This window comes from Thermodesulfobium narugense DSM 14796 (assembly GCF_000212395.1).
GTDB lineage: Bacteria > Thermodesulfobiota > Thermodesulfobiia > Thermodesulfobiales > Thermodesulfobiaceae > Thermodesulfobium > Thermodesulfobium narugense.
In genome coordinates, this window is sequence record NC_015499.1 from 473,546 (window position 1) to 494,640 (window position 21,095).

Annotated in this window: 24 protein-coding genes; 22 read left to right on the plus strand and 2 right to left on the minus strand. The window is 34.2% G+C overall.

The window, feature by feature from the left end; all coding sequences use genetic code 11:
• The first annotated feature begins 52 nt into the window (after positions 1-52).
• The 5 genes from THENA_RS02375 to THENA_RS02395 are packed head-to-tail and all read left to right on the plus strand — an operon-like array spanning position 53 to position 4,062.
• Positions 53-967 (plus strand): NAD(P)/FAD-dependent oxidoreductase, encoded by a 915-nt coding sequence (locus tag THENA_RS02375; RefSeq protein ID WP_013755838.1) that lies wholly within the window; start codon positions 53-55, stop codon positions 965-967.
• The gene (locus tag THENA_RS02380) at positions 964-2,310 is read left to right on the plus strand and encodes an SH3 domain-containing protein (protein ID WP_013755839.1); all 1,347 of its coding nucleotides are present in this window, start codon (positions 964-966) and stop codon (positions 2,308-2,310) included. The genes THENA_RS02375 and THENA_RS02380 overlap by 4 nt, the downstream gene beginning before the upstream one ends.
• 58 nt (positions 2,311-2,368) lie before the next feature.
• Positions 2,369-3,217: a fructose 1,6-bisphosphatase gene (locus THENA_RS02385; RefSeq protein ID WP_013755840.1), complete on the plus strand. Its 849-nt coding sequence runs from the start codon at positions 2,369-2,371 to the stop codon at positions 3,215-3,217.
• A gap of 15 nt (positions 3,218-3,232) precedes the next feature.
• Positions 3,233-3,487 carry an FmdB family zinc ribbon protein gene (locus THENA_RS02390; RefSeq protein WP_013755841.1) on the plus strand — a complete coding sequence of 85 codons (255 nt, stop codon included), beginning with the start codon at positions 3,233-3,235 and terminating at the stop codon, positions 3,485-3,487.
• Complete coding sequence (locus THENA_RS02395; protein ID WP_013755842.1) at positions 3,475-4,062, plus strand: hypothetical protein; 588 nt, start codon at positions 3,475-3,477, stop codon at positions 4,060-4,062. Before THENA_RS02390 ends, THENA_RS02395 begins: the two co-directional genes overlap by 13 nt.
• Here the strand turns inward: THENA_RS02395 and THENA_RS02400 are convergent.
• Entirely contained in the window at positions 4,055-4,534 is a 480-nt protein-coding gene (locus tag THENA_RS02400; protein WP_013755843.1) for a hypothetical protein, read from the minus strand. The genes THENA_RS02395 and THENA_RS02400 overlap by 8 nt on opposite strands.
• On the minus strand, positions 4,503-6,014 hold the full coding sequence (gene pckA, locus THENA_RS02405; protein ID WP_041438259.1) for a phosphoenolpyruvate carboxykinase (ATP): 1,512 nt from the start codon (positions 6,012-6,014) through the stop codon (positions 4,503-4,505). The genes THENA_RS02400 and pckA overlap by 32 nt, the downstream gene beginning before the upstream one ends.
• A gap of 94 nt (positions 6,015-6,108) precedes the next feature.
• Here pckA and xseA point away from each other — a divergent pair, with 94 nt between their 5' ends.
• The 17 genes from xseA to THENA_RS02490 all read left to right on the plus strand — a co-directional run bounded on the left by xseA (position 6,109) and on the right by THENA_RS02490 (position 21,084).
• Positions 6,109-7,488 carry an exodeoxyribonuclease VII large subunit gene (xseA, locus tag THENA_RS02410; protein ID WP_013755845.1) on the plus strand — a complete coding sequence of 460 codons (1,380 nt, stop codon included), beginning with the start codon at positions 6,109-6,111 and terminating at the stop codon, positions 7,486-7,488.
• Positions 7,481-7,678 (plus strand): exodeoxyribonuclease VII small subunit, encoded by a 198-nt coding sequence (xseB, locus tag THENA_RS02415; RefSeq protein ID WP_013755846.1) that lies wholly within the window; start codon positions 7,481-7,483, stop codon positions 7,676-7,678. The genes xseA and xseB overlap by 8 nt, the downstream gene beginning before the upstream one ends.
• Positions 7,679-7,858: 180 nt before the next feature.
• A complete protein-coding gene (locus THENA_RS02420; protein WP_013755847.1) occupies positions 7,859-8,761 on the plus strand; it encodes a manganese-dependent inorganic pyrophosphatase in 903 nt (300 codons plus the stop codon).
• Between the two features lie 109 nt (positions 8,762-8,870).
• Positions 8,871-10,100, plus strand: a complete 1,230-nt coding sequence (locus THENA_RS02425) for a peptidyl-prolyl cis-trans isomerase (RefSeq protein WP_013755848.1) — start codon at positions 8,871-8,873, stop codon at positions 10,098-10,100.
• 22 nt (positions 10,101-10,122) lie between these two features.
• Positions 10,123-10,926: a nucleoside triphosphate pyrophosphohydrolase gene (gene mazG / locus THENA_RS02430; RefSeq protein ID WP_013755849.1), complete on the plus strand. Its 804-nt coding sequence runs from the start codon at positions 10,123-10,125 to the stop codon at positions 10,924-10,926.
• Positions 10,913-11,137, plus strand: coding sequence for a S4 domain-containing protein (locus tag THENA_RS02435; RefSeq protein ID WP_013755850.1), 225 nt, complete (start codon positions 10,913-10,915; stop codon positions 11,135-11,137). Before mazG ends, THENA_RS02435 begins: the two co-directional genes overlap by 14 nt.
• Positions 11,138-11,171: 34 nt before the next feature.
• Positions 11,172-11,435 (plus strand): hypothetical protein, encoded by a 264-nt coding sequence (locus THENA_RS02440; RefSeq protein ID WP_041437908.1) that lies wholly within the window; start codon positions 11,172-11,174, stop codon positions 11,433-11,435.
• A 6-nt stretch (positions 11,436-11,441) separates the two neighbouring features.
• Positions 11,442-11,783 carry a S1 RNA-binding domain-containing protein gene (locus tag THENA_RS02445; RefSeq protein WP_013755852.1) on the plus strand — a complete coding sequence of 114 codons (342 nt, stop codon included), beginning with the start codon at positions 11,442-11,444 and terminating at the stop codon, positions 11,781-11,783.
• 9 nt (positions 11,784-11,792) lie between these two features.
• The gene (locus THENA_RS02450; RefSeq protein ID WP_013755853.1) at positions 11,793-12,995 is read left to right on the plus strand and encodes an argininosuccinate synthase; all 1,203 of its coding nucleotides are present in this window, start codon (positions 11,793-11,795) and stop codon (positions 12,993-12,995) included.
• Entirely contained in the window at positions 12,979-14,439 is a 1,461-nt protein-coding gene (gene argH, locus THENA_RS02455) for an argininosuccinate lyase (protein ID WP_013755854.1), read from the plus strand. Before THENA_RS02450 ends, argH begins: the two co-directional genes overlap by 17 nt.
• On the plus strand, positions 14,417-15,544 hold the full coding sequence (locus THENA_RS02460) for a DUF1385 domain-containing protein (protein ID WP_013755855.1): 1,128 nt from the start codon (positions 14,417-14,419) through the stop codon (positions 15,542-15,544). The genes argH and THENA_RS02460 overlap by 23 nt, the downstream gene beginning before the upstream one ends.
• On the plus strand, positions 15,490-16,446 hold the full coding sequence (locus THENA_RS02465; RefSeq protein WP_013755856.1) for an ABC transporter permease: 957 nt from the start codon (positions 15,490-15,492) through the stop codon (positions 16,444-16,446). The genes THENA_RS02460 and THENA_RS02465 overlap by 55 nt, the downstream gene beginning before the upstream one ends.
• A gap of 378 nt (positions 16,447-16,824) precedes the next feature.
• The gene (locus THENA_RS02470; RefSeq protein WP_013755857.1) at positions 16,825-17,742 is read left to right on the plus strand and encodes an AMIN domain-containing protein; all 918 of its coding nucleotides are present in this window, start codon (positions 16,825-16,827) and stop codon (positions 17,740-17,742) included.
• A 42-nt stretch (positions 17,743-17,784) separates the two neighbouring features.
• The gene (locus tag THENA_RS02475) at positions 17,785-18,801 is read left to right on the plus strand and encodes a Gfo/Idh/MocA family protein (RefSeq protein ID WP_041437910.1); all 1,017 of its coding nucleotides are present in this window, start codon (positions 17,785-17,787) and stop codon (positions 18,799-18,801) included.
• Position 18,802: 1 nt separating this feature from the next.
• Positions 18,803-19,957 carry a homocitrate synthase/isopropylmalate synthase family protein gene (locus THENA_RS02480; protein ID WP_013755859.1) on the plus strand — a complete coding sequence of 385 codons (1,155 nt, stop codon included), beginning with the start codon at positions 18,803-18,805 and terminating at the stop codon, positions 19,955-19,957.
• Positions 19,958-20,152: 195 nt separating this feature from the next.
• The gene (locus tag THENA_RS02485) at positions 20,153-20,728 is read left to right on the plus strand and encodes a 2-oxoacid:acceptor oxidoreductase family protein (protein ID WP_013755860.1); all 576 of its coding nucleotides are present in this window, start codon (positions 20,153-20,155) and stop codon (positions 20,726-20,728) included.
• Positions 20,725-21,084 (plus strand): 4Fe-4S binding protein, encoded by a 360-nt coding sequence (locus tag THENA_RS02490; RefSeq protein WP_013755861.1) that lies wholly within the window; start codon positions 20,725-20,727, stop codon positions 21,082-21,084. The genes THENA_RS02485 and THENA_RS02490 overlap by 4 nt, the downstream gene beginning before the upstream one ends.
• Positions 21,085-21,095: the final 11 nt, after the last annotated feature.

A 21,095-nucleotide genomic window follows, 5' to 3' on the forward strand; every position in this document is an offset into this window, starting at 1 on the left:
TTATCTGCAACAATGGTTTATAATGATTAAATCATTTTTGGAGGTATAAAAGTTGAGATATGATGTAATTATTTTGGGAGCAGGACCTGCTGGTTTATCTGCTGCGGTTTATATAGCGAGAGCTAATATTTCATCTCTTGTGATAGGTTTGCCTGATGGCTCAAGGGCTTCTTGGGCTCACAACATTGAAAACTATCTGGGATTTCCTGAGGGAATTTCTGGTAAAGAATTTAAAGAAAGGTCTGTGGCTCAAGCAAAAAAATTTGGCGCAATAATTTTAGAAGAAGAAGTTATTGCGGCTAACTATTCTGAAAATGGCGGTTACTACGTTGAAACTAACAAAGAAAATCGTTTTGAGGCTGATTATTTGATTCTGGCACTGGGCTTGAACGTAAAGCCCTCTGGGGTAAAAAATGAAGTAGAGTATATTGGAAAAGGAGTTTCTTACTGCAGCACTTGTGATGGGTTTTTTTATAAAGATAGGCCTGTAGTGGTGATAGGCAACAAAGATTTAGCTGCAAGAGAAACTCTTGACCTTGTTGAATTCGCTTCGAAAATAACTTTGATTTCTCATGCAAAGGATTTTGAGATCTCTGAAAACTTTCTGAATAAGCTGAAACAAAATAACGTTGAATTGAGAACGGGAAAGGCAATTGAAGTGCTTGGCGATGGAGAAAAAGTTACAGGAGTTTTGCTGGATGATGGAAGTAAGATAACTACCGACGGCGTTTTCTTTGCTTTGGGAAATATGGGGTCGCTTGACATAGCTAGATTTTTAGGGTTAGAAATTAACGAAAAGACAAAATCGATTGTGGTAGACAGATCAATGAAGACTAACATCCCAGGAATATATGCCGCTGGCGATTGCACCGGTGAACCTTATCAGGTTTCTACTGCTGTAGGAGAGGGCGCAATTGCTGCCCTTGAAATTATTCATGAAATAAGAAATAGAAAGGACAGAAGATGACTAACATGATCAATATTAAAAGGATTATTCTATTTTTAGCATTGTGGGTATTTTTGGTTTCTAGTGCATATGCAGCTGCTTTTACTCCTGATGGGAATCTTGTAGGAAATAATATACCAGTAAGGGATGGTCCTGGTACAAGTTTTAAGATCATCAAAATAATTAACCAGACTACACCCATTCAATCGGTAGAAAAGCAGGGAGATTGGTATAAAGTAAAATTTCAGGATAATTCAGAGGGTTGGGTTATAGGTTACTTTGTGGCTCTAACCAAGCAAGCACCTGGCTCTATTATAACTTTTGATAAGTTAAAAGATATTAAAGCTCTAGGTATTCAAGATGACAACGACGTCTGGGCTGCTACAAGCTTTGGAATCTTTTTAATAGAATCTGCTACGAAAGTTATACCTTACAACGACGGATATCCTTTGGGATATGAGGTTGAAAAATTTTATTTTGATAACAAAAACGTCTATGCCCTCTTCAAAAAAGGTGATAACGATAGAAAAATTATGTACTTGAAAGACAAAAAGTGGGTAGGTCTAGATACAAAATTTGAATACAGTACTGTGTACTATCAAGGCGATTCTTACTTTTGGCTTGGCGGAAAGAATGGAATTGAACTCTGGGATCTTAAAGGACCAAAGTTAGTTTCCTCTTTCCCAGAAAAGGAATACCACGCTTTTAGTTCGGTTCTTAGCATTTACAGGGATTCTAATGATCTTTGGGTTGGAACCGAAAAGGGACTTTATATGCTAGACCTTAAGACAAACAAGATTATTACTTATTCGGAAAAGAATCATTTAATAATGGGTGCTTTTACCCTAATACTTGGTGATAAAGACAGAATTTATGCTGTTTCCAGAGAAACTAATATGCTGGGTTTAAACATTTCTTGTGCTTTGAATATTTATGATAAGAAAACTCATAAGTGGATAAACTATCTGCCTGCTGATTATCCGCCGGGGATAACCTCTTATCCATGGATAGAAAAGGGCATAGTAACCGATGACGGGGCATGGTTTAGCGTGTTTCAGGATCAGTCCACTCTCATAACGGGATATGGTGTAGTTCACTACATCAGTAAGGGCAACAAATTTCAAGATTATTATGTGCCAAAAATCTATTCAGACTCAATATATGGCTTTGCTTACCAAAATGGTAAGCTATATATGATGAGTCCTAAAGGCGTATTGACCTATAACGAAGCTACAGGCGATTTTGGAAAGATTACAAAAGCGGATGGCTTGTTAGATAACGATATCAAAGCTCTTGCAGTATATGGCAATACCCTATGGATTGGTGGTCCTCAAGGTATAACCAGATACAATGTAGGAAAGTAAAATTTAGTTGTTAAGATGAAATTAGAAAATTTATTTAAAAATAAGGCAGGAGTTTCTCTTGAAAATTAGGTTAGACATCCTTAAGTTTGACGTGTCAGGTTATGTTGATAACATAAGCGTGCATCCTGTAGTGGTTGAGAAGTTGGAGTGCTTTTTCTCAAATTTAGTTAGTGAAAATGAAGTTCTTGACTACAACGTATTGGCTCTTGCGAACAAAGTTTTAATAATAGTGGTTACGGATGCCGAAAGGTTCAAAGAAGCCAATGACATTGATAAGATTTTGTACAGTGTAATAGAAAATATAGAAAAGGCTGATTTTAATTTTACGCTTGAAAAATCTAGCATTAAACAATTTAAAAATTTCTTTTTCACAGAAAGAAAAAATGAGGGTATATTAATATTCTTTTCAACTAATGTTGAAGTTGTATCTCACAATATAGCAATATTGAAGCTATTGTTCGATCCTTTTACAAATGTGAATATCTTTAAAGCTGATATTTCTAAACTATATACCATCAATTTGCAATTTAATGAGCGCTTGAAATCTTATATTCAATTTAAAGATCTTTTTAAATTAGTAAAGGATATGAAGAAATCGAATTTAAAATTTTTTGTTCAATCAATTGAGAGTCAAAATTCTGAGCCCGTGATGGCATCTCTTGAAGATGGAAGCGTTTCCTTGTGGAGGGTGTCTGAGCCATTTTTTCATATAAACCTTATTTTAAGAGCTTTAGTTGAAAATACTTTGCCTGTGACTTTCTATGATTCATCTAACGCTTTAGCTTTTCCCAAGTCATTGGCTGTGGGTTTCACTCTCCAAAATGGAAAACTTTTTGGCCCTGTTGATCTATTTGATGACTCTTTTTACGAATCTTTAAGAAGTAAATTCTATGAAAAAAATTATTGATAGGAGGTTTTCATAATGCCTTTTTATGAGTATAAGTGCGGCGATTGTAATAATGTGTTCACTCTATTAAGAAGCGTTGATAAAAAGGATGAGGCAGCAAGTTGTCCGAAGTGTGGTTCTTCAAATGTAAAGAGAGTAATTTCAAGACCTATGGTATCAAGGCCAAAATCATCCAGTAATAGCGATAACTCGATTGATATTAGTTCAACTGCTTCTAGCTCTTCTTGCGCAGGGTGTTCTGGAGGAGATTGTAGCTCTTGTGGTTTTTAAACAAAAATTTCTTTTTAATAGTAGCGCTTTTTTTTGCAACTTTTGTAGGTGTTTTTTATTTGAACAATCTTGAGGTTTCTAACAAAAGACATACTTTTGATCTGGAAAAGAAACAATTAACACCTAAAAGTATCTTTAACTTCAACTTTGATGGTTTAAAAGTTGATAGTGGGGGTGGGGGACTGGGAAAATTAGATCTTAGCGATCTGATTTCTTTTAAAAAGACTAATGTAATTTTAGACAATAACGTTCACATCAGCGATAAGGACTTTAATCTATATACAAAAGAGATTGAATATAACCCTTTTGAAAAAACAGCCCATGCAAGGGGCGAAGTTCTTGTAGAGGGAAGAGATTTCTTCTTTCTTGGAAAGGATGCAGATCTTGAAAGAACTTCTTCTGGAATGGTTTTAAATTTGCAGGATATAGATGGAGTGGCACTTGGAAGCCCATTTACTGCTAATAAGATTTCATACAACATAAATACAAAGCAACTCTCCGTTGAGAACTCTGTGATTCACATCTGGAAAATCCCTGTTATGTGGTTGCCTACAGTATCAATTGAAATTAATTAATGTTTTTATTAATCCATATTCTTCCTGTAGCAGTACCTATTATAATATCTATTTCTTTGTTAATCTGTTTGCATAACAGAGAAATTTTTCCGCCGCCTTCATTAGGAACTCCATGGATACTAAAACTACATCTATTAGATGATCCACAATAGGCATTCTTAAAGGTTATTTTGTTTGGAAGATCAAATTTTGAGGATTGTTTGCCATTATTGGAAAAGATATAATATGAATTTTGACCGATATCAAATAAAATTGAATTATTAGTTTCTCCGTTGAAAGCCGAATTTCTTATAATCCTTAGATCTTCGGCAATTAAATCGGCCTGATTTTCTAATTGCCAATTTAATATAATGTTCTCTATGTATGCTGGTAATAAAGAAAATAGACAAATAGAAACAATTAGTATAGTAATTATAACTTCGAAAAAAGTTATGCCTTGTCTATTCTTTGTGTTTTTTGATCTGACTTTCAATCTTTTTGGCTAATTCAAGAGCCTTTTTTGCATATTCGTCTTTGTTTTCCCAAGAGTTTATTGGATTTAAGATTTCTGCTGGGATACCTTCGAGATATTCTGGTATAGTAAGTCCAAAATATTTGTCTTTTATAAATTTTGAGTTTTCAATTGTTCCTTCGATTATATGTTTTACTATTCTTCTTGTGGTTTTGATATCTATTCTTTTTCCAATGCCAAACGATCCACCAATCCAGCCAGTATTCAAAAGGTATATTCTCACATTTTGCTCTTTTATTTTTCTTTCCAAAAGTGAGGCATACTCTATTGGTTTTCTTGGCATAAAGGGAGCTCCAAAGCAATATGAAAAGGTAGCTTGAGGTTCAATTATTCCTCTTTCTGTTCCAGCCAATTTGCTAGTATAACCGCACAGGAAGTAATCTCTAGCATCTTGGGGGCTTAATTTTGCAACTGGCGGCATAACACCGAAAGCGTCTGCTGTGAGAAAAACAATACATTTTGGATGTGGACCATATAGTTTATCGTGAGCTATACTGACTGCTTTCATGGGATATGCAGCCCTTGTATTTTCTGTAATAGACGAATCTGTGTAGTCTGGAGTTCTATCTTTGGTAAGGATTACGTTTTCCAATAAACTGCCAAATTTGATTGAGTTGTAGATTATAGGTTCGTTTTCACGAGATAGGTTAATGCACTTTGCATAACAACCACCTTCAAAATTGAAAATTCCGTTTTCAGACCATCCATGTTCATCGTCACCGATTAACCTTCTTTCTGGATCGTTAGATAGGGTAGTTTTTCCTGTGCCTGAAAGTCCAAAAAAAAGTGCTACGTCGTTGTTTTTCCCAATATTTGCGCTGCAATGCATTGGAAGAACTTCTTTTTCTGGCAAAAAATAGTTCATACAAGTAAATATTGCCTTTTTTATTTCACCGCAATACATACTTCCAGAAATTATTATTGTTTTTTCTTTTAGGTTAAGAATTATTGCTGCGTCGGAATTGGTTTTGTCTGTTTCTGGGTCTACAGAAAAGCCTGGCAAGACGAACATTGTGAAAGAATTTTTCGTTATCTTGTTTTCACTGTTTATAAACAAAAATTTTGAAAAAAGGGCTGAAAATGCATATTCACAAAAAACGCGAACGTTAAACTGATAATCTGGATCTGATCCTACACAGCCGCTAAACTCTAAAATATCTTTATTTTGCATGTAAGCTAAAGCTTTTGACTTTATAATTTTGTAGTTTTCTTCTGGTAGAGGTAGGTTTATTTTTCCCCAATCTACAGTATCTTTAGATATATCGTCATAAACTATAAATCTATCATTTGGCGACCTTCCTGTAAACTTACCCGTTCTAACACAAAGAGAACCCTTGCTGGTTAATACCCCCTCACCATTCTTTATGGCTATTTCTATTAGTTCTGGAACGCTAAGGTTTTTTTTGATACTTCTAACATTTTTTGGAATAAAGTTTGACATCGTTTTCAATTCGTCACCCCGCAATTATCTAAATGAACGATTTAATTTTAACACAATTGTTATAAAATTATTAAAAAAATAGCGAGGTTTTTTAATGAACAATAATAGGTTCCTTACCTTATATGAACTTAATCTTTTGATACAAAACGTCATTAAAGATAATTTTGAGAGTGATATACTTTTGACTGCTGAAATATCAAGAATAGTTTATAATGCTAGCGGTTTTGTGAGTATTGAGTTAATAGAAAAAAAAGATGATCAAATAATTGCCAAAAATCGTGCTCTTATTTGGAATGATAAGAAATTTATAATAGATGTTTTTGAAACGATAGTGGGCGAGAAGCTTTCAGAGGGGATGAAGATTCTTGCGAAGGTAAAAGTTTTGTATCATCCATCCTATGGTTTGACTTTGAATATTTTAAACATAGATCCGTCATATACAATTGGTGAAATGCAATTAAAAAAGAATAATATACTAAGTAAACTTAAGAATGAAGGTTTGCTTGAGTTGAACAAAGCTCTTGAACTTTCAATTGCTCCCCAAAATATTGCGCTTATCTCATCTGAGAGTGCGGCTGGTTACGAAGACTTTATAAGACATCTTATTTATAACGAAAAGGGATATGCTTTTAACGTTAAGCTATTTCCATCTGTGATGCAGGGTAAGGATGTTGAAAGTTCAATAATAAGATCGTTGGATGCTATAGCAGAATACAGAAATTTTGAGGTGGTAGTTATTGTGAGAGGAGGAGGATCGGTAGGAGAGCTAGATTGTTTCAACAGTTATAATCTGGCAAAAAAGATTGCAAAATTTCCTATTCCAGTTCTTGTAGGAATCGGACACGACAGAGATAAAACAATTTTAGATTTTGTTGCCTATGAAGGATTTAAAAATCCTACTGCTGTAGCGCACTTTTTGATAAATAGGGTAGAAGACTTTGAAAACGATCTTAAAGACAGACTCTATAAGATATTTAGTTTGAGTTCTGAAAAAGTAGACAAAGAAACAAAAATAGTAGAAAGGATATCTATCAGAATCAAAGAAAAGGCACTTGAAAGTTTGAGCGTTTCAAAATCAAGTATTAACTATATAGGTAATAGAATTTTTCCTGACTTTTTGAGAAGAATTGGTCAAGAAAAAAGAAAGAACGACAAAATTCTTTTCAATATCTTTTCGAAACTAAATGAAAAAGTAAGAAATGAGTATTCATTTTTACAAGGAAAGGAATATAGGTTAAAGAACGAAGCTTTTGCAAAGCTTCAAGAAAATAAAAATTTGGTTACGAATTTTGAAAAGGAAATAAGGTTAAAGGATCCCAGAGAAATCTTGAAAAGAGGTTTTTCTATTACAACCCTAAATGGGAAAACAATTAAAAATTATGAGGATGTTAAAGAAGGCTCAAATATTTTGACGCATTTTTTAAACTTTGACCTTTTTAGTACAGTAGAAAGGAAGGTAAAAACCGATGAGTGAAGAATTAAGTTATAAAGAAGCTTTAGATGAATTGAATTCTATTATTCAAAAGATTGAATCTGACGAGATTGATATGGATGAGCTCTCTAATATTGTGAAAAGGGCTTTGTTTTTAGTAAATCTTTGTAAAAGTAAGTTAAAAAAAACAGAAGATGAACTCCAAGGGATGTTCAACGAACTAAACTCCTGATTGCCATATAAAAAAAGCTTTTTAATATATAAATATTTATTAAATTCAATGCTGAGCTTTTGTGATAGTATCAATGTTGATCTGAATATAATACCTAAGAAAGGGGGTTGTTGAATTTAGATATAAATTTTGTTATACTATCCATAAGTCAAAATTATATCTTAAGGGGGTATTTACTTAATGTCAGATGTTTATGTAGTTGGTCACAAGGCACCAGATACCGACAGCGTTTGCTCTGCTATTGTCTATGCTGAATTGAAGGGTTACAATAGCGCAAGAGCAGGTGAACTAAACGATGAGACAAAGTTTGTTTTAAACAAGTTTGGGTTTAAAGAACCTGAACTACTTGAAAACGTTGAAGGGAAAAAGCTTGTTTTAGTGGATCACAATGAATCTTCACAAAGGGTTTGTGGCGAAGATTCATCGATGGTTATAGAAATAATCGACCATCACAAGTTTAACTTTGTAAACAACACCCCAATTTACATCTTAAATGAACCTCTTGGTTCAACCTGTACAATTTTGGCCAAGCATTATATGGACAAGATCAAGGACAAACCTAAATTGGCAGGTCTTTTGTTGAGTGCACTTCTCTCCGATACTGTTATTTTTAAGTCGCCAACAACAACAGAAGAAGATAAAAAGATCGCTCAAGAGCTTGCAAAGATTGCTGGCATAGATGATATTAATGCTTTTGGTATAGAGATAAAGAAAGTGCAGGGCAGCATTATTGGCAAGCCAATTGATAGCGTAGTTAAGAAAGATTATAAAGACTTTGATTTTGGTGGGAAAAAGGTTGGCATTGGCCAGACTGAAATTCTTGATATCAATGAAGCTTATGATAGAAAGAATGAAATAATTAAGTTTATAGAAGAGTTAAAGAATTCTGGTGGATATGAAATGGTAGCCTTTGCTGCAACAGATATTATGAAAGAAGGATCGGAGCTATTCTTTGCTGGAGATCCAGGGATAATTGAAAAGGCTTTTGGAAAGAAACCAGAAGGGAATTCTTTGTGGCTTCCTGGAGTGATGTCAAGAAAGAAACAAATTGCACCACCTCTTGAAAAAGCTTTTAAATCCTAATTTAGGGATTATAAAAATATTTCCCCCTCACTTTTTAGAGGGGGTTTTATTTTTTTTTCTTATATTTTTGTTATAATTAATGCAAATTTTTGAGGAGGTAATAATTTCATTGTTTTCAATCAGAAAATTGTTTTCGATTAGAAAAAGGAAAGAGATTAGCAATCTAGAACAAGAGAGCCCACAAAATGTGAAGAAAGGTAAAAGATTTGGGTTTGGTTTTCTAAAGAACATAAAATTTTGGCTAGGGGTGTTGATCGTTGTTTTGGCTGTTTCGGGTGCATATACCCTATTTGAATTTCAACCTGTTGCAACTGTTAATGGTGAGCCCATAAGAAGATATGAATATGAGAAGACTTTAGGCGATGCTGTTAGTTATTATGAGCAATATGGAATAAATCTTTATGATCCGAAGGAGGCTTCTTTTTTCCTTGAGTTAAAAAAGCAAGTATTAAATCATATGATAGATAATAAGATAATTACTCAAGAGGCTAAAAAGGAAAATATAAAAATCACTCCTTCTGAAGTAGATGCAAGAATTGATGAAATAAAAAAGAGTTTTCCTTCAGAGAAAGACTTTTATGAGGCTTTAGCTAAACAAAAAATATCAATGGGCGAGCTGAGAAATATCATTGAGCAACAACTGACTGCTGAAGCACTCTTTAAGAAATTAACTTCTAATGTTACCATATCAGAAGCTGAGGTAAAGGCTTATTATGAAGAACACAAAAAGGAATTTGTACAGCCTGAACAGATACACTTGAGACATATTTTAGTCAAAACCGAACAAGAAGCTAATAATATTTATGAGCAACTTAAGCAGGGTAAAGATTTTGCTACTCTTGCAAAAGAGTATTCAATTGATACACCTACAAAAGATAAGGGAGGAGACCTTGGCTGGATATCAAAAGCAAGTCTAGTTCCGGATTTAGCTAAGGCAGCAGATGAACTCAAGGATAACGAATTCTCTAAACCAATAAAAAGTCCTTTTGGGTATCATATAATTGAGAAGCTGGGTACCAGACCATCAAAGGAGCTCTCATTTGATGAGGTTAAGAACACATTAACTGCTCAACTTCTCAGAAATAAACAGGCTCAAAGTTTGGAAAAGTGGTTTAAGGAAAAGAAAGAGCAATCAAAGATTACCCCTAATCCAATAGTTGCACCTATGGATAACCCAGTGATAACAGCATGGGAGAGGTTTAAGTTTTGGTTGGTTTCTTTGTTGAACAAGACAAGAGAGGGAAAACCAATTCAGGGGCCGCAGCCAACAACGAATCCTAGCACGAATTCTCAAAGTGAAGGTCAAAGCTCTCAGGGTCAACAAAACTCCCAAAAATAAATAAAATAAAAAAGTAAAAAATATGGATGATTTTTTGTCGAAAGAGCGTTATAACTTTTCTGATCTGATCGAGATTGTAAAAATTCTTCGATCGGATAAGGGGTGTCCCTGGGACAAAAAGCAAACGCACGAAAGCATAAAATCGAACTTGATTGAAGAAGCCTATGAAGTAATAGATGCGATTGACAAAAAAAATATGTCTTCCTTAAAAGAAGAACTAGGGGATTTGCTTTTGCAAGTGGTTTTTCACTCGCAGATGGAGGCTGAAAGAAATGTTTTTGACATTAATGACGTTATAGACTACTTAGTAAAGAAATTAATTTACAGACATCCTCATGTTTTTGGGGATGTCTGTGTTAAAGATTCTGAAGAAGTGTTAAAAAGATGGGAAAATTTGAAACTAAAGTCTAAGAATAATACTGGTGAGGAAAGCATTTTTTCGGGCTTTACTACGGCTCTTCCAGCTCTTATACTGGCTTACAAGGCCCAAAGAAAAGCTAAAAATGTTGGCTTTGATTGGGACAGCCATGAGGGCATAGTTGAAAAAATTAAAGAAGAGATTGATGAATTTAAAAATGCTGTAAATTCTAATAATAGAGATAAAATGATAGATGAGATGGGAGATATTCTCTTTAGCGTGGTAAATTTGGCTAGGTTTTTTGATATATATCCAGAAGATGCATTGAGACTTTCAACTTTGAAGTTTATAAAAAGATTTGCTTTAATGGAAAGGATTATTAGAGACGATAATTTGAAGATTTCGGATCTCAACATTGAAAAACTAGATTTTTACTGGGAAAAAGCAAAAAAATTTGAGACTAGATAAGTGGCTTAAGGTAACAGGTTTGATAAAGAGAAGAGCAATAGCTAAAGAAATGTGCGAATCTGGATTTGTTCTGGTTAATGGAAGGATTGGAAAGCCAGATTATAGCGTAAGGGTAGGAGATAAAATTGAAATTGTTTCCCCAAAGTTAGTAACTGTAATTGTTGAGGATGAATTACCGAAAAGAGGTTTCGGATACAAGATTTCGACCTAGAGCAAGGCCTAATAAATACGGGCCTTTAAGGACTTTGTGGTTTTTTATACTAATAATACTATTAGTTATATTGACTTTGTGGGTTATAGATGGACTGAATAAAGTTGCTATTTTAAATAAAGAAAAGGCCTCTTTTTTAGAGAAAAAGAAGAGATTAGAAAATGAAATAAACGTTCTTGATAAAAGAATTAAGCAGTTTAACGATCCAGTATGGCTAGACTTTTATTTGAGGAAAAACTATTCTTTTTTGTATAAAGACGAGAAACTAATAATAATAAAAAAAGATGGAGGTAGCTAAGACTTTATGGTTCACATCATGCCCGGGGAATTTTATGAGGGTGTAGTAATTGGAACGGCAAAATTTGGAGCTTTTGTTGAACTTCCTTCTGGCGAAGTAGGTCTTGTGCACATTTCAGAGGTGTCAGATGATTATGTAAAAGATGTCGATACGGTAATAAAAAAAGGTGACAAAATAAGGGTAAAGGTATTATCTATCAAAAATGATGGCAAAATTGAACTTTCGATCAAACAGGCTGCAATAAGTTTTGAAGACAAAATGAATATCTTTAAAAAGCAAAGTGAAGAGAGACTTCTTGATTTGAAAAGAAGTTTAGAATCAAAACGAAAAGGAAAAAGGCAAAAATAGGAGGTCATTGTGAAGAAAAAAGTAGTATTGGCTTACTCTGGTGGATTGGACACATCTGTAGCTATAAAGTGGCTGCAGGAAAAATACGATTCTGAAGTTATAACCCTCACAGTGGATATCGGGCAGGGTGAGGAAATTGAACCAATTGTTGAAAAGGCAAGAAATGTTGGTGCTATAAAAGCAATTGCTTTAGATTTAAGGCGCGAGTTTTTAACTGATTATGCGTTTAAGGCACTTAGAGCTAATTGTACCTATGAATACAATTATCATCTTTCTGCGGCTCTCTCCAGACCGCTGATCGCATCATACCTTGTAAAGCTCGCTAAGGAAAACAATGCCTCTGCAGTATCCCATGGATGTACTGCTAAGGGAAACGATCAGGTAAGATTCGATTTGACAATAAAAACCCTTAAAGAAGACCTTGCGATATGGGCGCCAATGAGAGAATGGGTTATGACAAGAGAAGAAGAAATTGATTATGCTCAAAGAAATAATATTCCAGTACCAGTTGGCAAAAAAAGTCCCTTTTCTATTGATTTGAATCTGTGGGGCAGGAGTATAGAAGCTGGTCCAATAGAAGATATTGAAAAGGAACCTCCTGAAGAAGCGTTTCAATTAGTCGTATCTCCTGAAAAGGCACCTGATAGACCAGAATACGTTGAAATTGAGTTTGAAAACAATGTTCCAGTAGGACTCAACTCTAATAGGATGAACCCAGAAGATCTTGTAGAAAGACTTAATAAGATTGCAGGTTCTCATGGGGTTGGTCGTTCTGATATGGTTGAAAATAGATTGGTGGGCATAAAAACAAGAGAAGTTTATGAAGCTCCTGCAGCTACAGTTTTGGTAAAGGCGCACAGAGATCTGGAATCCCTTGTTTTGCCAAGGGACTTGTTTCACTTTAAATCTTTAATTGATGAAAAATATTCTTGTTTGATATATGATGGCCTTTGGTTTTCGCCTTTAAAGAAAGCTCTTGACTCTTTTATAGACTCTTTTAGCGAAAGAGTAACAGGCAAGGTAAAAATAAAACTCTTTAAAGGGAATTTGACTGTGGTTGGAAGAAGCTCGCCTTTTAGTATGTATCAACATGATCTGGCAACTTATGGTCAAAACGACTCATTTTTACACAACAGCGCAGTAGGCTTTATAGACATATTTAGTTTGCCAAACAGGGTTTATCATAGGGTAGGACATGGGAAAAAGTTTTAGAGCCTGGCAGGGAAGACTTCCTGATACTAAAAGAGAACTTATAGAGTTTAGTTCTTCTTTAGAACTCGATAGGAGATTTTTTTTACAGGATTCATGTTTGAACTCTGTGTACTCGGAAGAGCTCTCTTTGATAGGACTTATTTCTAAAGAGGAGCTTAAAGTTATAAAGTCTGGCATTAAAGATCTTGTCAAGGCTTATTTGAATAACGATGTTGAATTTTCCAGTCTGGATGAAGATATTCACATGGCTATAGAAAGACTGCTTTCTGAAAGAATTGGCGAGGTTGCTTTTAAGATGCATGCAGGAAAAAGCAGGAACGATCAAGTTATAACAGACTTTAAGATGTTTTTAAGAATTGAAATTCTAAACATCTTAACTAAGCTAAACAATCTCTTTGATTCGCTCCTTGAGATTTCTCAAAAATATGAAGATGTAATAATGCCAGCATATACTCATACTCAACAAGCTCAACCAATTATTTTTTCTCACTGGGTCTTTGCCCATCTATACGGCTTATTTGAGTGTGTGAAAAAATTAATAGAAGTTTATGAATCTTGTAAGATGTTACCCTTAGGTTCAGCAGCTATTGCTGGGAGCGCATTCAATCTGGATAGGTTCAGACTTGCAAAAAAGCTTGGCTTTGAAGCGCCAACTTTTAACAGTATGGAAACGATTTCATCCAGGGACTTTGCGCTTGATTTCCTTTATGTTTTGACAATGATTTCAATTAAGCTTTCTTCTTTCTCACAAGATCTTATTACTTTTTCTACTTCAGAATATGGTTTTGTAAGCTTGCCTGATGAATTTTGTACAGGTTCATCAATAATGCCACAGAAAAAAAATCCTGATTTTCTCGAACTTATAAGGGGAAGGAGTTCAATAGTTATTGGAAATCTTATTTCGCTTTTAGCGCTTATGAAAGGGCTTTCAATAGGATACCACAGAGATCTTCAAGAAGATAAAACTGTTGTATTTAGCTCACTAGATATTGTTTCTTCTATTCTTACACTTTTGCCTGAGTTTGTTTTAAAAATAAGTTTAAACTTTGGAAAAATAAAACAAAGCCTTAACCAGGGTTTGCTTGCTACAGATATTGCTGATTATCTTGCTAAAAATGGTGTTCCATTCAGAGAAGCCCACTCTAGAGTAGGATCTCTTGTTAGGTTAGCTGAGGAGAAAGGCGTTAATATTTTTGAGCTGGATTTTGAGGACGTCAAGAAAGTTCTTAAAGATATTGATCCTGACGTATACAAAAAATTTGATTTTGTATCCTCAGTAAATGCAAGGAACATTTATGGAGGTACATCAAATAGTTCTGTGAAGTGTCAGAGGGATCAGTTTATTGAAATAAAGAAAGATTTTAATTCTTTTATTGAAACCCAAAAGAAAAAAGAGGCTTATATTTATCTTCAAGCTATCGATGCGAACCCTTTTGATTTCTGATTTAAGGCCTGTCTACAAGAAAATCAATTTTGTTTCGCAGTTTGATACTGTAGGCAGGCTTATATTGTTCTTTAGAACTCACGGTTGTGAAATCTTTTTGACGTATACAAACGATGGTTACTGGGCAATATCGAATGAAGACGTTATTGGCTTTGGATGGGACGATTTGGTTAGCGAACTTTTGCTTAGAAAAAGTATATCACCTTTGATGTTTGTTTCTGAAAGCGATTCTATAGATAAATTTTTTCAGTTGTCTCTAAAATATAAAAGACCTGTTGTTGTGTTAGGTCACGGAAACATTCCTGTAGGAATATTGTATTATCAGGATGTAATGGCCTTTTTAAACGGTTATCCTATGCCGACAAGGGTGTCTGGGATATCTACCCCGTTTGGGATTTTTTTCTCAAACTCTCTTGCAAGAGGTGGAATAAGCGATATAAAACTGTTTCTTACTGGAAGTCTCTTTTCTTTCTTTGCAATTATAATGTTTTTAGCAGGCGACTTTTTCTATGAAATATTAAAATATATTTTTGTAGATTTTGATCCCTATACAGTTTCACTTCTTTCTATAGTTTTACCCCTTATAATTTTTTTGTTTTTAATAAAATTTACTGGGCTATCAAAGTTACATGGTGCAGAGCATAAAGTTGCACATGCTATTGAATCTGGTGACATTCTTTCTAGTCATTCGGTAGGTTTTTATTCAAGAGTTCATAAAAGGTGTGGCACAAACTTATTAATATTATTACTTCTTTTACAGGTAATGGTTATTTATATTAATCCGATCCTGGCTTGTGTTATTGCACTTTTTGCCTGGAGGGCTTTGGGCAATAAGATCCAATTTTATATCACTACTTCAGAACCAGGTGAGAAGGAAATAAACAATGCACTTTTTGCTGGTAGAGACTTTATGAAAAATTATTTTGATGTTGTTGTAAATAATGTTAAGGTCAGCTCTTTTAGGAAAATATATAATTCAGGAATATTTCAAATATTGAGTGGTTACTTTTTTGTAATTTTTGTAATTAATTTTCTTGCGTGGAGCCTGTTATGGCTTGGTATATTGCCAAGAGATTATTATCAACTATTGCGCTTGTTTTTATAATTTCTGCTGTAAGCTTTTTTATTATCCATCTTGCTCCTGGCGATCCTAGCACTCTTTTGATAGATCCCAGAGTAAAGCCAGAAGATCTTGTTAGAATCAGAAATAATTTAGGTTTGAACCAGAGTATTTATGTACAGTTTTTAATCTGGTTCAAAAACGTTTTATCTCTAAATTTTGGCAGGTCATTTGTAGATTCGAGGCCTGTTTTGGATTTGATATTGGAGCGCCTGCCTGCAACTCTTGAATTAATGGGTTCTGCTTATTTAATTGGTTTTTCGCTTGGCATTTTGTGGGGAATTATGTCAGCTTTGTTTAGATATAAGTTTGATATTATTTCAAGTATAATTTCCTTTTTTGGACTTTCTGTTCCATCATTCTTTCTTGCGCTTATTTTGATTAGAGTTTTTGCTGTAAGTTTGAAATGGTTTCCAGTAAATGGCTATGTTTCTGTAGGTATTCCCTATCCTAGTTTAGAATTCTTTTCAAATCACATAGCCCATCTTGTTCTTCCAGTTCTTACTATTTCGCTTGGCATTATCTTTTCTGTAATGAGGTATCAAAGAAATGCAGCAATAGAAGTGTTCCAAGAAGAATATATTCAGTTTGCAATAGCGAAAGGTTTACCAAAAAAAAGGATTGTCTTTCACGTTTTAAGGGTTGCTATAATACCCCTAATTACTCTCTTAGGGTTATCTCTTCCTGACATATTGGGTGGGGCTTTCATTATAGAAACAATTTTTGCCTGGCCGGGTATAGGAAGACTTGGTGTTAATGCAATATTTGCTAGAGATTATCCTGTTATTATGGGTATAGTTGTTTTTTCTTCTGTTTTAGTAATTCTTTCTAATTTGATAGCTGATGTGATAAATAAGTTACTTGATCCAAGAACAACAGAAGACTAAAAAATATTCTATAATTTAACAACTCCTCTAGTTTGCTTAGCTTGTTAAACTTGATCATATCCTCATAAGAAATAAGCCAAATTGTGTTATCCACATAATGTTGATTAAGAGTAATATATTACATGTTGATAGAATTTGGCAATTTATAGGTTTAGAAAAAAATTTGTTTTAGAAAATCTTACAAATTTTAGATTTTGAAAGTATTAAAGAAATTTGATAATATAAATTAAATATAAATTAAATAATTTACTTAATCCAAGGGCAAAAGAAGATTAAAAATTTTCTGCTTTTATTTAAGAAAAGTATGGTAAAATCTTTTACAATAATAGATAGTTAAGGTTTTTAACTAAACAATTACTTAAAGGAGGATTTATTAAATTGTATAAAGTTAAGGGTTTTGTGGTACTACTATTTCTTCTTACCTTTACTTTATTTTCTACTAGTTTAGCAAACGCCTCTATATTTTCACAAATATTTGGTTCTAAAGATACAAAGTCCAGTAGTATACAAACACAAAATACTACATCTACTGATAGTTCTAATGCTGATTTTCAAAAGTGGAACAGTGAAGTAGATAATCTTTTGAATTCTCTTTCTTCTAATAATCAAACTAGCACAAATAATTCTAGTAAAGCTGCTTCTACAAATGTTAAGTCCAATTCATCTGCTTCAATCCCAACCAATACTTCAAACAAACAAGAAGAAACTAAACAAAATACGAGTGTCAAAGCGGTTAATAATCCAACTTCTACAGGAGCACAGAATAATAATTCAAGTTCTACTGGAGTACCTTTGAATTCTGCGGGATGTGTTAAAATTACTGATGGAGAATATCCACCAGTAAATCTAATGAAAGATCAATTTATCGATAATGTGAAACTATTTAATGATGGTACAAAAGTTGTGCTTCTTTTAGAAAGTACGGTTCCTTTTACACAAGCTGATATTAAGCAGTATGCATTTCCAGATCAAGTTATTATAGATATTCCAAATATCTTTCTAGATAAATCTGTTAAGACAGGTCAATTTAATCCTCAGGGGTTAAACTATGTAAACATGGTAAGAATTCAAAATTTTGATTCTGATATACTAAAATCTTCAAGAATTGTCTTGACTTTTCCAGATGCCCCAAAGTATACAGTTTTGAAAACTGATGACCCCAAAAAGTTAGAAATAGCTTTTGAAGTTCCTTCTCTTGAATCTACCCTGAAAAAGAATGAAAAGACTAGTCAAGATACAAATGTTAATAGTTTAAACACTGCAGCTAATACTTCAGTCAGTAGTGGCAAAAATTGATATATATAATATAATTATTCTATAATAGTTTGGAGAGGTGAAATTAAAACGAGTGTAAATGTTGCTGTAATTGGTGCAGGAGATTGGGGTATAAACTTAATTAGAAATTTTTTCGAATTAGGTTATCTCCATAGTGTGTGTGATCTGGATCCCGAAAAGCTGATAAAAGTAGAGAGTCAGTATAAAGGTGTAAACTGTGTGACAAATCCAGATGAAATATTTTCTTCTAAGGATATAGATGCTGTTGTGATCTCTACCCCTTCGTCTTTTCATTATTCATTGGCGAAAAAAGCTCTTAATAGTGGAAAACATGTCTTTGTAGAGAAACCAATGGCTTTGAATGCAAAGGAAGGCGAGGAGTTAGTTGAGTTAGCTAGAGCTAAGGATTTGAGATTGTTGGTAGGTCACGTCCTTTTATATCATCCTGCCGTTCAAACTCTTCACCGATTAGTTATGGAAGGCGAGCTTGGAGATATACACTATATCCATTCGAGCAGATTGAATTTGGGAAAGGTTTCTTTTGATGAGTCAGTTTTGTGGAATTTGGCTCCGCATGACTTGTCGATATTCTTCTACTTGCTTGGACTTGAAGGGGATATTGTAGTATCTAGTACAGGACACAGTTTTTTGAGCGAAGATAGGGTAGACATTGCCCATGTAACACTTGAATTTAAAGATATTTTTGGAAATATTTTTGTTTCTTGGTTGCATCCTCGAAAAATTCAACAAACAGTAGTTATAGGGACTAAGAAAATGGCTATATTTGATGACAGGGCTCCTCATAAACTGATTCTCTACAATAAAGGAGCTAAAATCATTAATGGTAAACCGTTTTTAAATTCTGGTGGAGAGAAGATAGTCGACTTTGAACAAAGTGAACCGTTGAAAAACGAGTGTAGGTCTTTCATCGAGTCAATTATATACAAAAAGGATCCTATAACTGAGGGTATGCAGGGTTTAAGAATTCTTGAAATTCTTGAGGCTGCAGAGGAATCAATATTAAAGAAAGGCGCTCCTGTTAAGTTGTCCTACAAATCTAAAAAGGGCGTTCTAATATAAAGTGTTTTTTCATGCTTTAAGTCCTAGTGAAGCTATCTTAAACAACATCAAAATTGTTGATTCGACTTTGAGAGATGGGGAACAAACAGCGGGGGTTATTTTCAATAAACAGGATAAAGTTAAAATTGCCAAAGAATTAAGTGATTTAGGCGTTTATCAAATTGAAGCGGGAATACCTGCTATGATGGGGGAGGAGTTTGAAGCCGTTTCGGCTATTGCTAAACTTGGTTTGAAATCAAGGATAATGTCCTGGAATAGACCTGTTTTGTCTGATATTGACACGTCTTTGAAAGCAGGTGTGGATTCTGTTGGAATTTCCTGTCCAATCTCTCCTATTCACCTTCACTTTAAACTGGGGTTAGAGTTTGATGAGGCTCTAAAATTAACTGATAAAGCAATAAATTATGCAAAAAAACATGGTCTTTATGTTTCTACTCACATGGAAGATGCGGGGAGGGCTCCAAGAAATTTTTTGGTAAGATTTGCTCTTATGGCAAAGGAATCCGGCTCTGATAGGCTTAGAATTTGTGACACTTCGAGCGTAATGGACCCGTTTAAAGTTTATGAAACGGTAACTTATTTGTCTGAAAGAGTAGGTATACCTTTAGAAGTCCACATGCATAACGACTTTGGTATGGCTACGGCAAATACCCTTGTTGGTGTTGCGTCAGGCAGCGAATTTGCAAGCGTTACTGTCTTAGGATTGGGAAAAATGGCTGGAAACGCATCTTTGGAAGAAGTTATTGCGGCGCTGAAGTTTCTATGGGGAGTAGACCTGGGATTCGACTTCAAAAAGATGATTTCTTTGTCAAATTATGTAAGTAAGAAATCTGGCGTCGAAATACCTGATTTTAGACCCATAATTGGCAAGAAGCTTTTTAGTACTGAATCTGGAATTTCATTGGATGCTAGAAAGATGGGCAAAAAGATTTCAGCTTTTTCAGCTCAAGATCTTGGGTTGGTAGAGCAACTAGTAATTGGTAAACATTCTGGTCCTAAAGCAGTGAAAAATAAATTTGAAGAATTTGGCATTCAACTGAATGACGAACAGATAAATATTATCTTGCCGAAAATTAAAAGTAAAGTTTCAGAATTATCAAGACCTCTTTTTGACAAAGAATTAATGTTGATCTACAAGGAAACTTTTAATAGTTAATATTTCTTCAACTTTTTGTGAGCGTTTGGTTATTAATTTAATTTAAATATTTGATTTATTCTGACATTTCAAAACATTTGGTATACTTGTTTTTTTAAAAAATTGAATACAATACATTTATAATGTTTATAGGTTATTCTTAAGTATTTAGCTTAGTTTTTTAAATTGTTTTCACATATAAAAGGAGGTCTGATAATGAAAAGTTATTGGGAAATTCGTTGGCATGCAAGAGGAGGACAGGGGGCATGGACAGCCTCTCAATTTCTGGCATCAGCTGCACTAAGCGTTAATAAATATTTTCAATCCTTTCCTGAATTTGGAGCCGAAAGAGAAGGAGCTCCCATTGTAGCGTATACTAAAATTTCTGATATGCCAATAAAAAATTATTCCCAAATAGAGGAACCAGATGCTGTGGTAGTTCTCGATCCTACTTTATTTTCCCAGGTAAACTTTTTAAACGGTCTTAAGAGTGACGGATATTTAATAGTCAATTATCCTGGTGATCCTAAGCAGCTTAGGGAAGAGTTAAAAATTCCTCCCGGGATAAAAGTTTTTACGGTTGATGCAACAAAGATAGCTTTGGAAACATTAAAGAGGCCTATAACCAATACCACTATGGCAGGTGCACTGGTTAAGGCGACAGGAATACTCAATTTTGAAGATGTTGTGAATGAAATGATAAGAAGCTTTAGCGGTAAGTTCAAGCAAGAAATTATTGATGCCAACGTTAATGCTATTAGAAGAGCATATGAGGAGGTGAAGCAGGGATGAACAAAGATATAAAGAGAATTGAAGTGCCATGTGAAGAGAAGTTAGTTTGGGAAGAGATGCCCCTTGGAAATACTTTAGTAGGGGGTGCTAACTCTGAGTGTTTGAAAACAGGCACCTGGAGAGTTCAACATCCTACAGTAAATAAGGAGAAATGTACAAATTGCATGACTTGTTGGCTCTTTTGTCCAGATATGTCAATTGTTGTCGAAAAAAAGAACAATAAATATGAGATGCTTGGATTTGATCCTGTGCACTGTAAGGGTTGTGGAGTTTGTAGTAAGGTTTGTCCTGTAAATGCTATTGAAATGGTATTAGGATCTGATTTTGAAAATACTGAAAAGCCATTTTTGAGATAATGGAGGGTCAT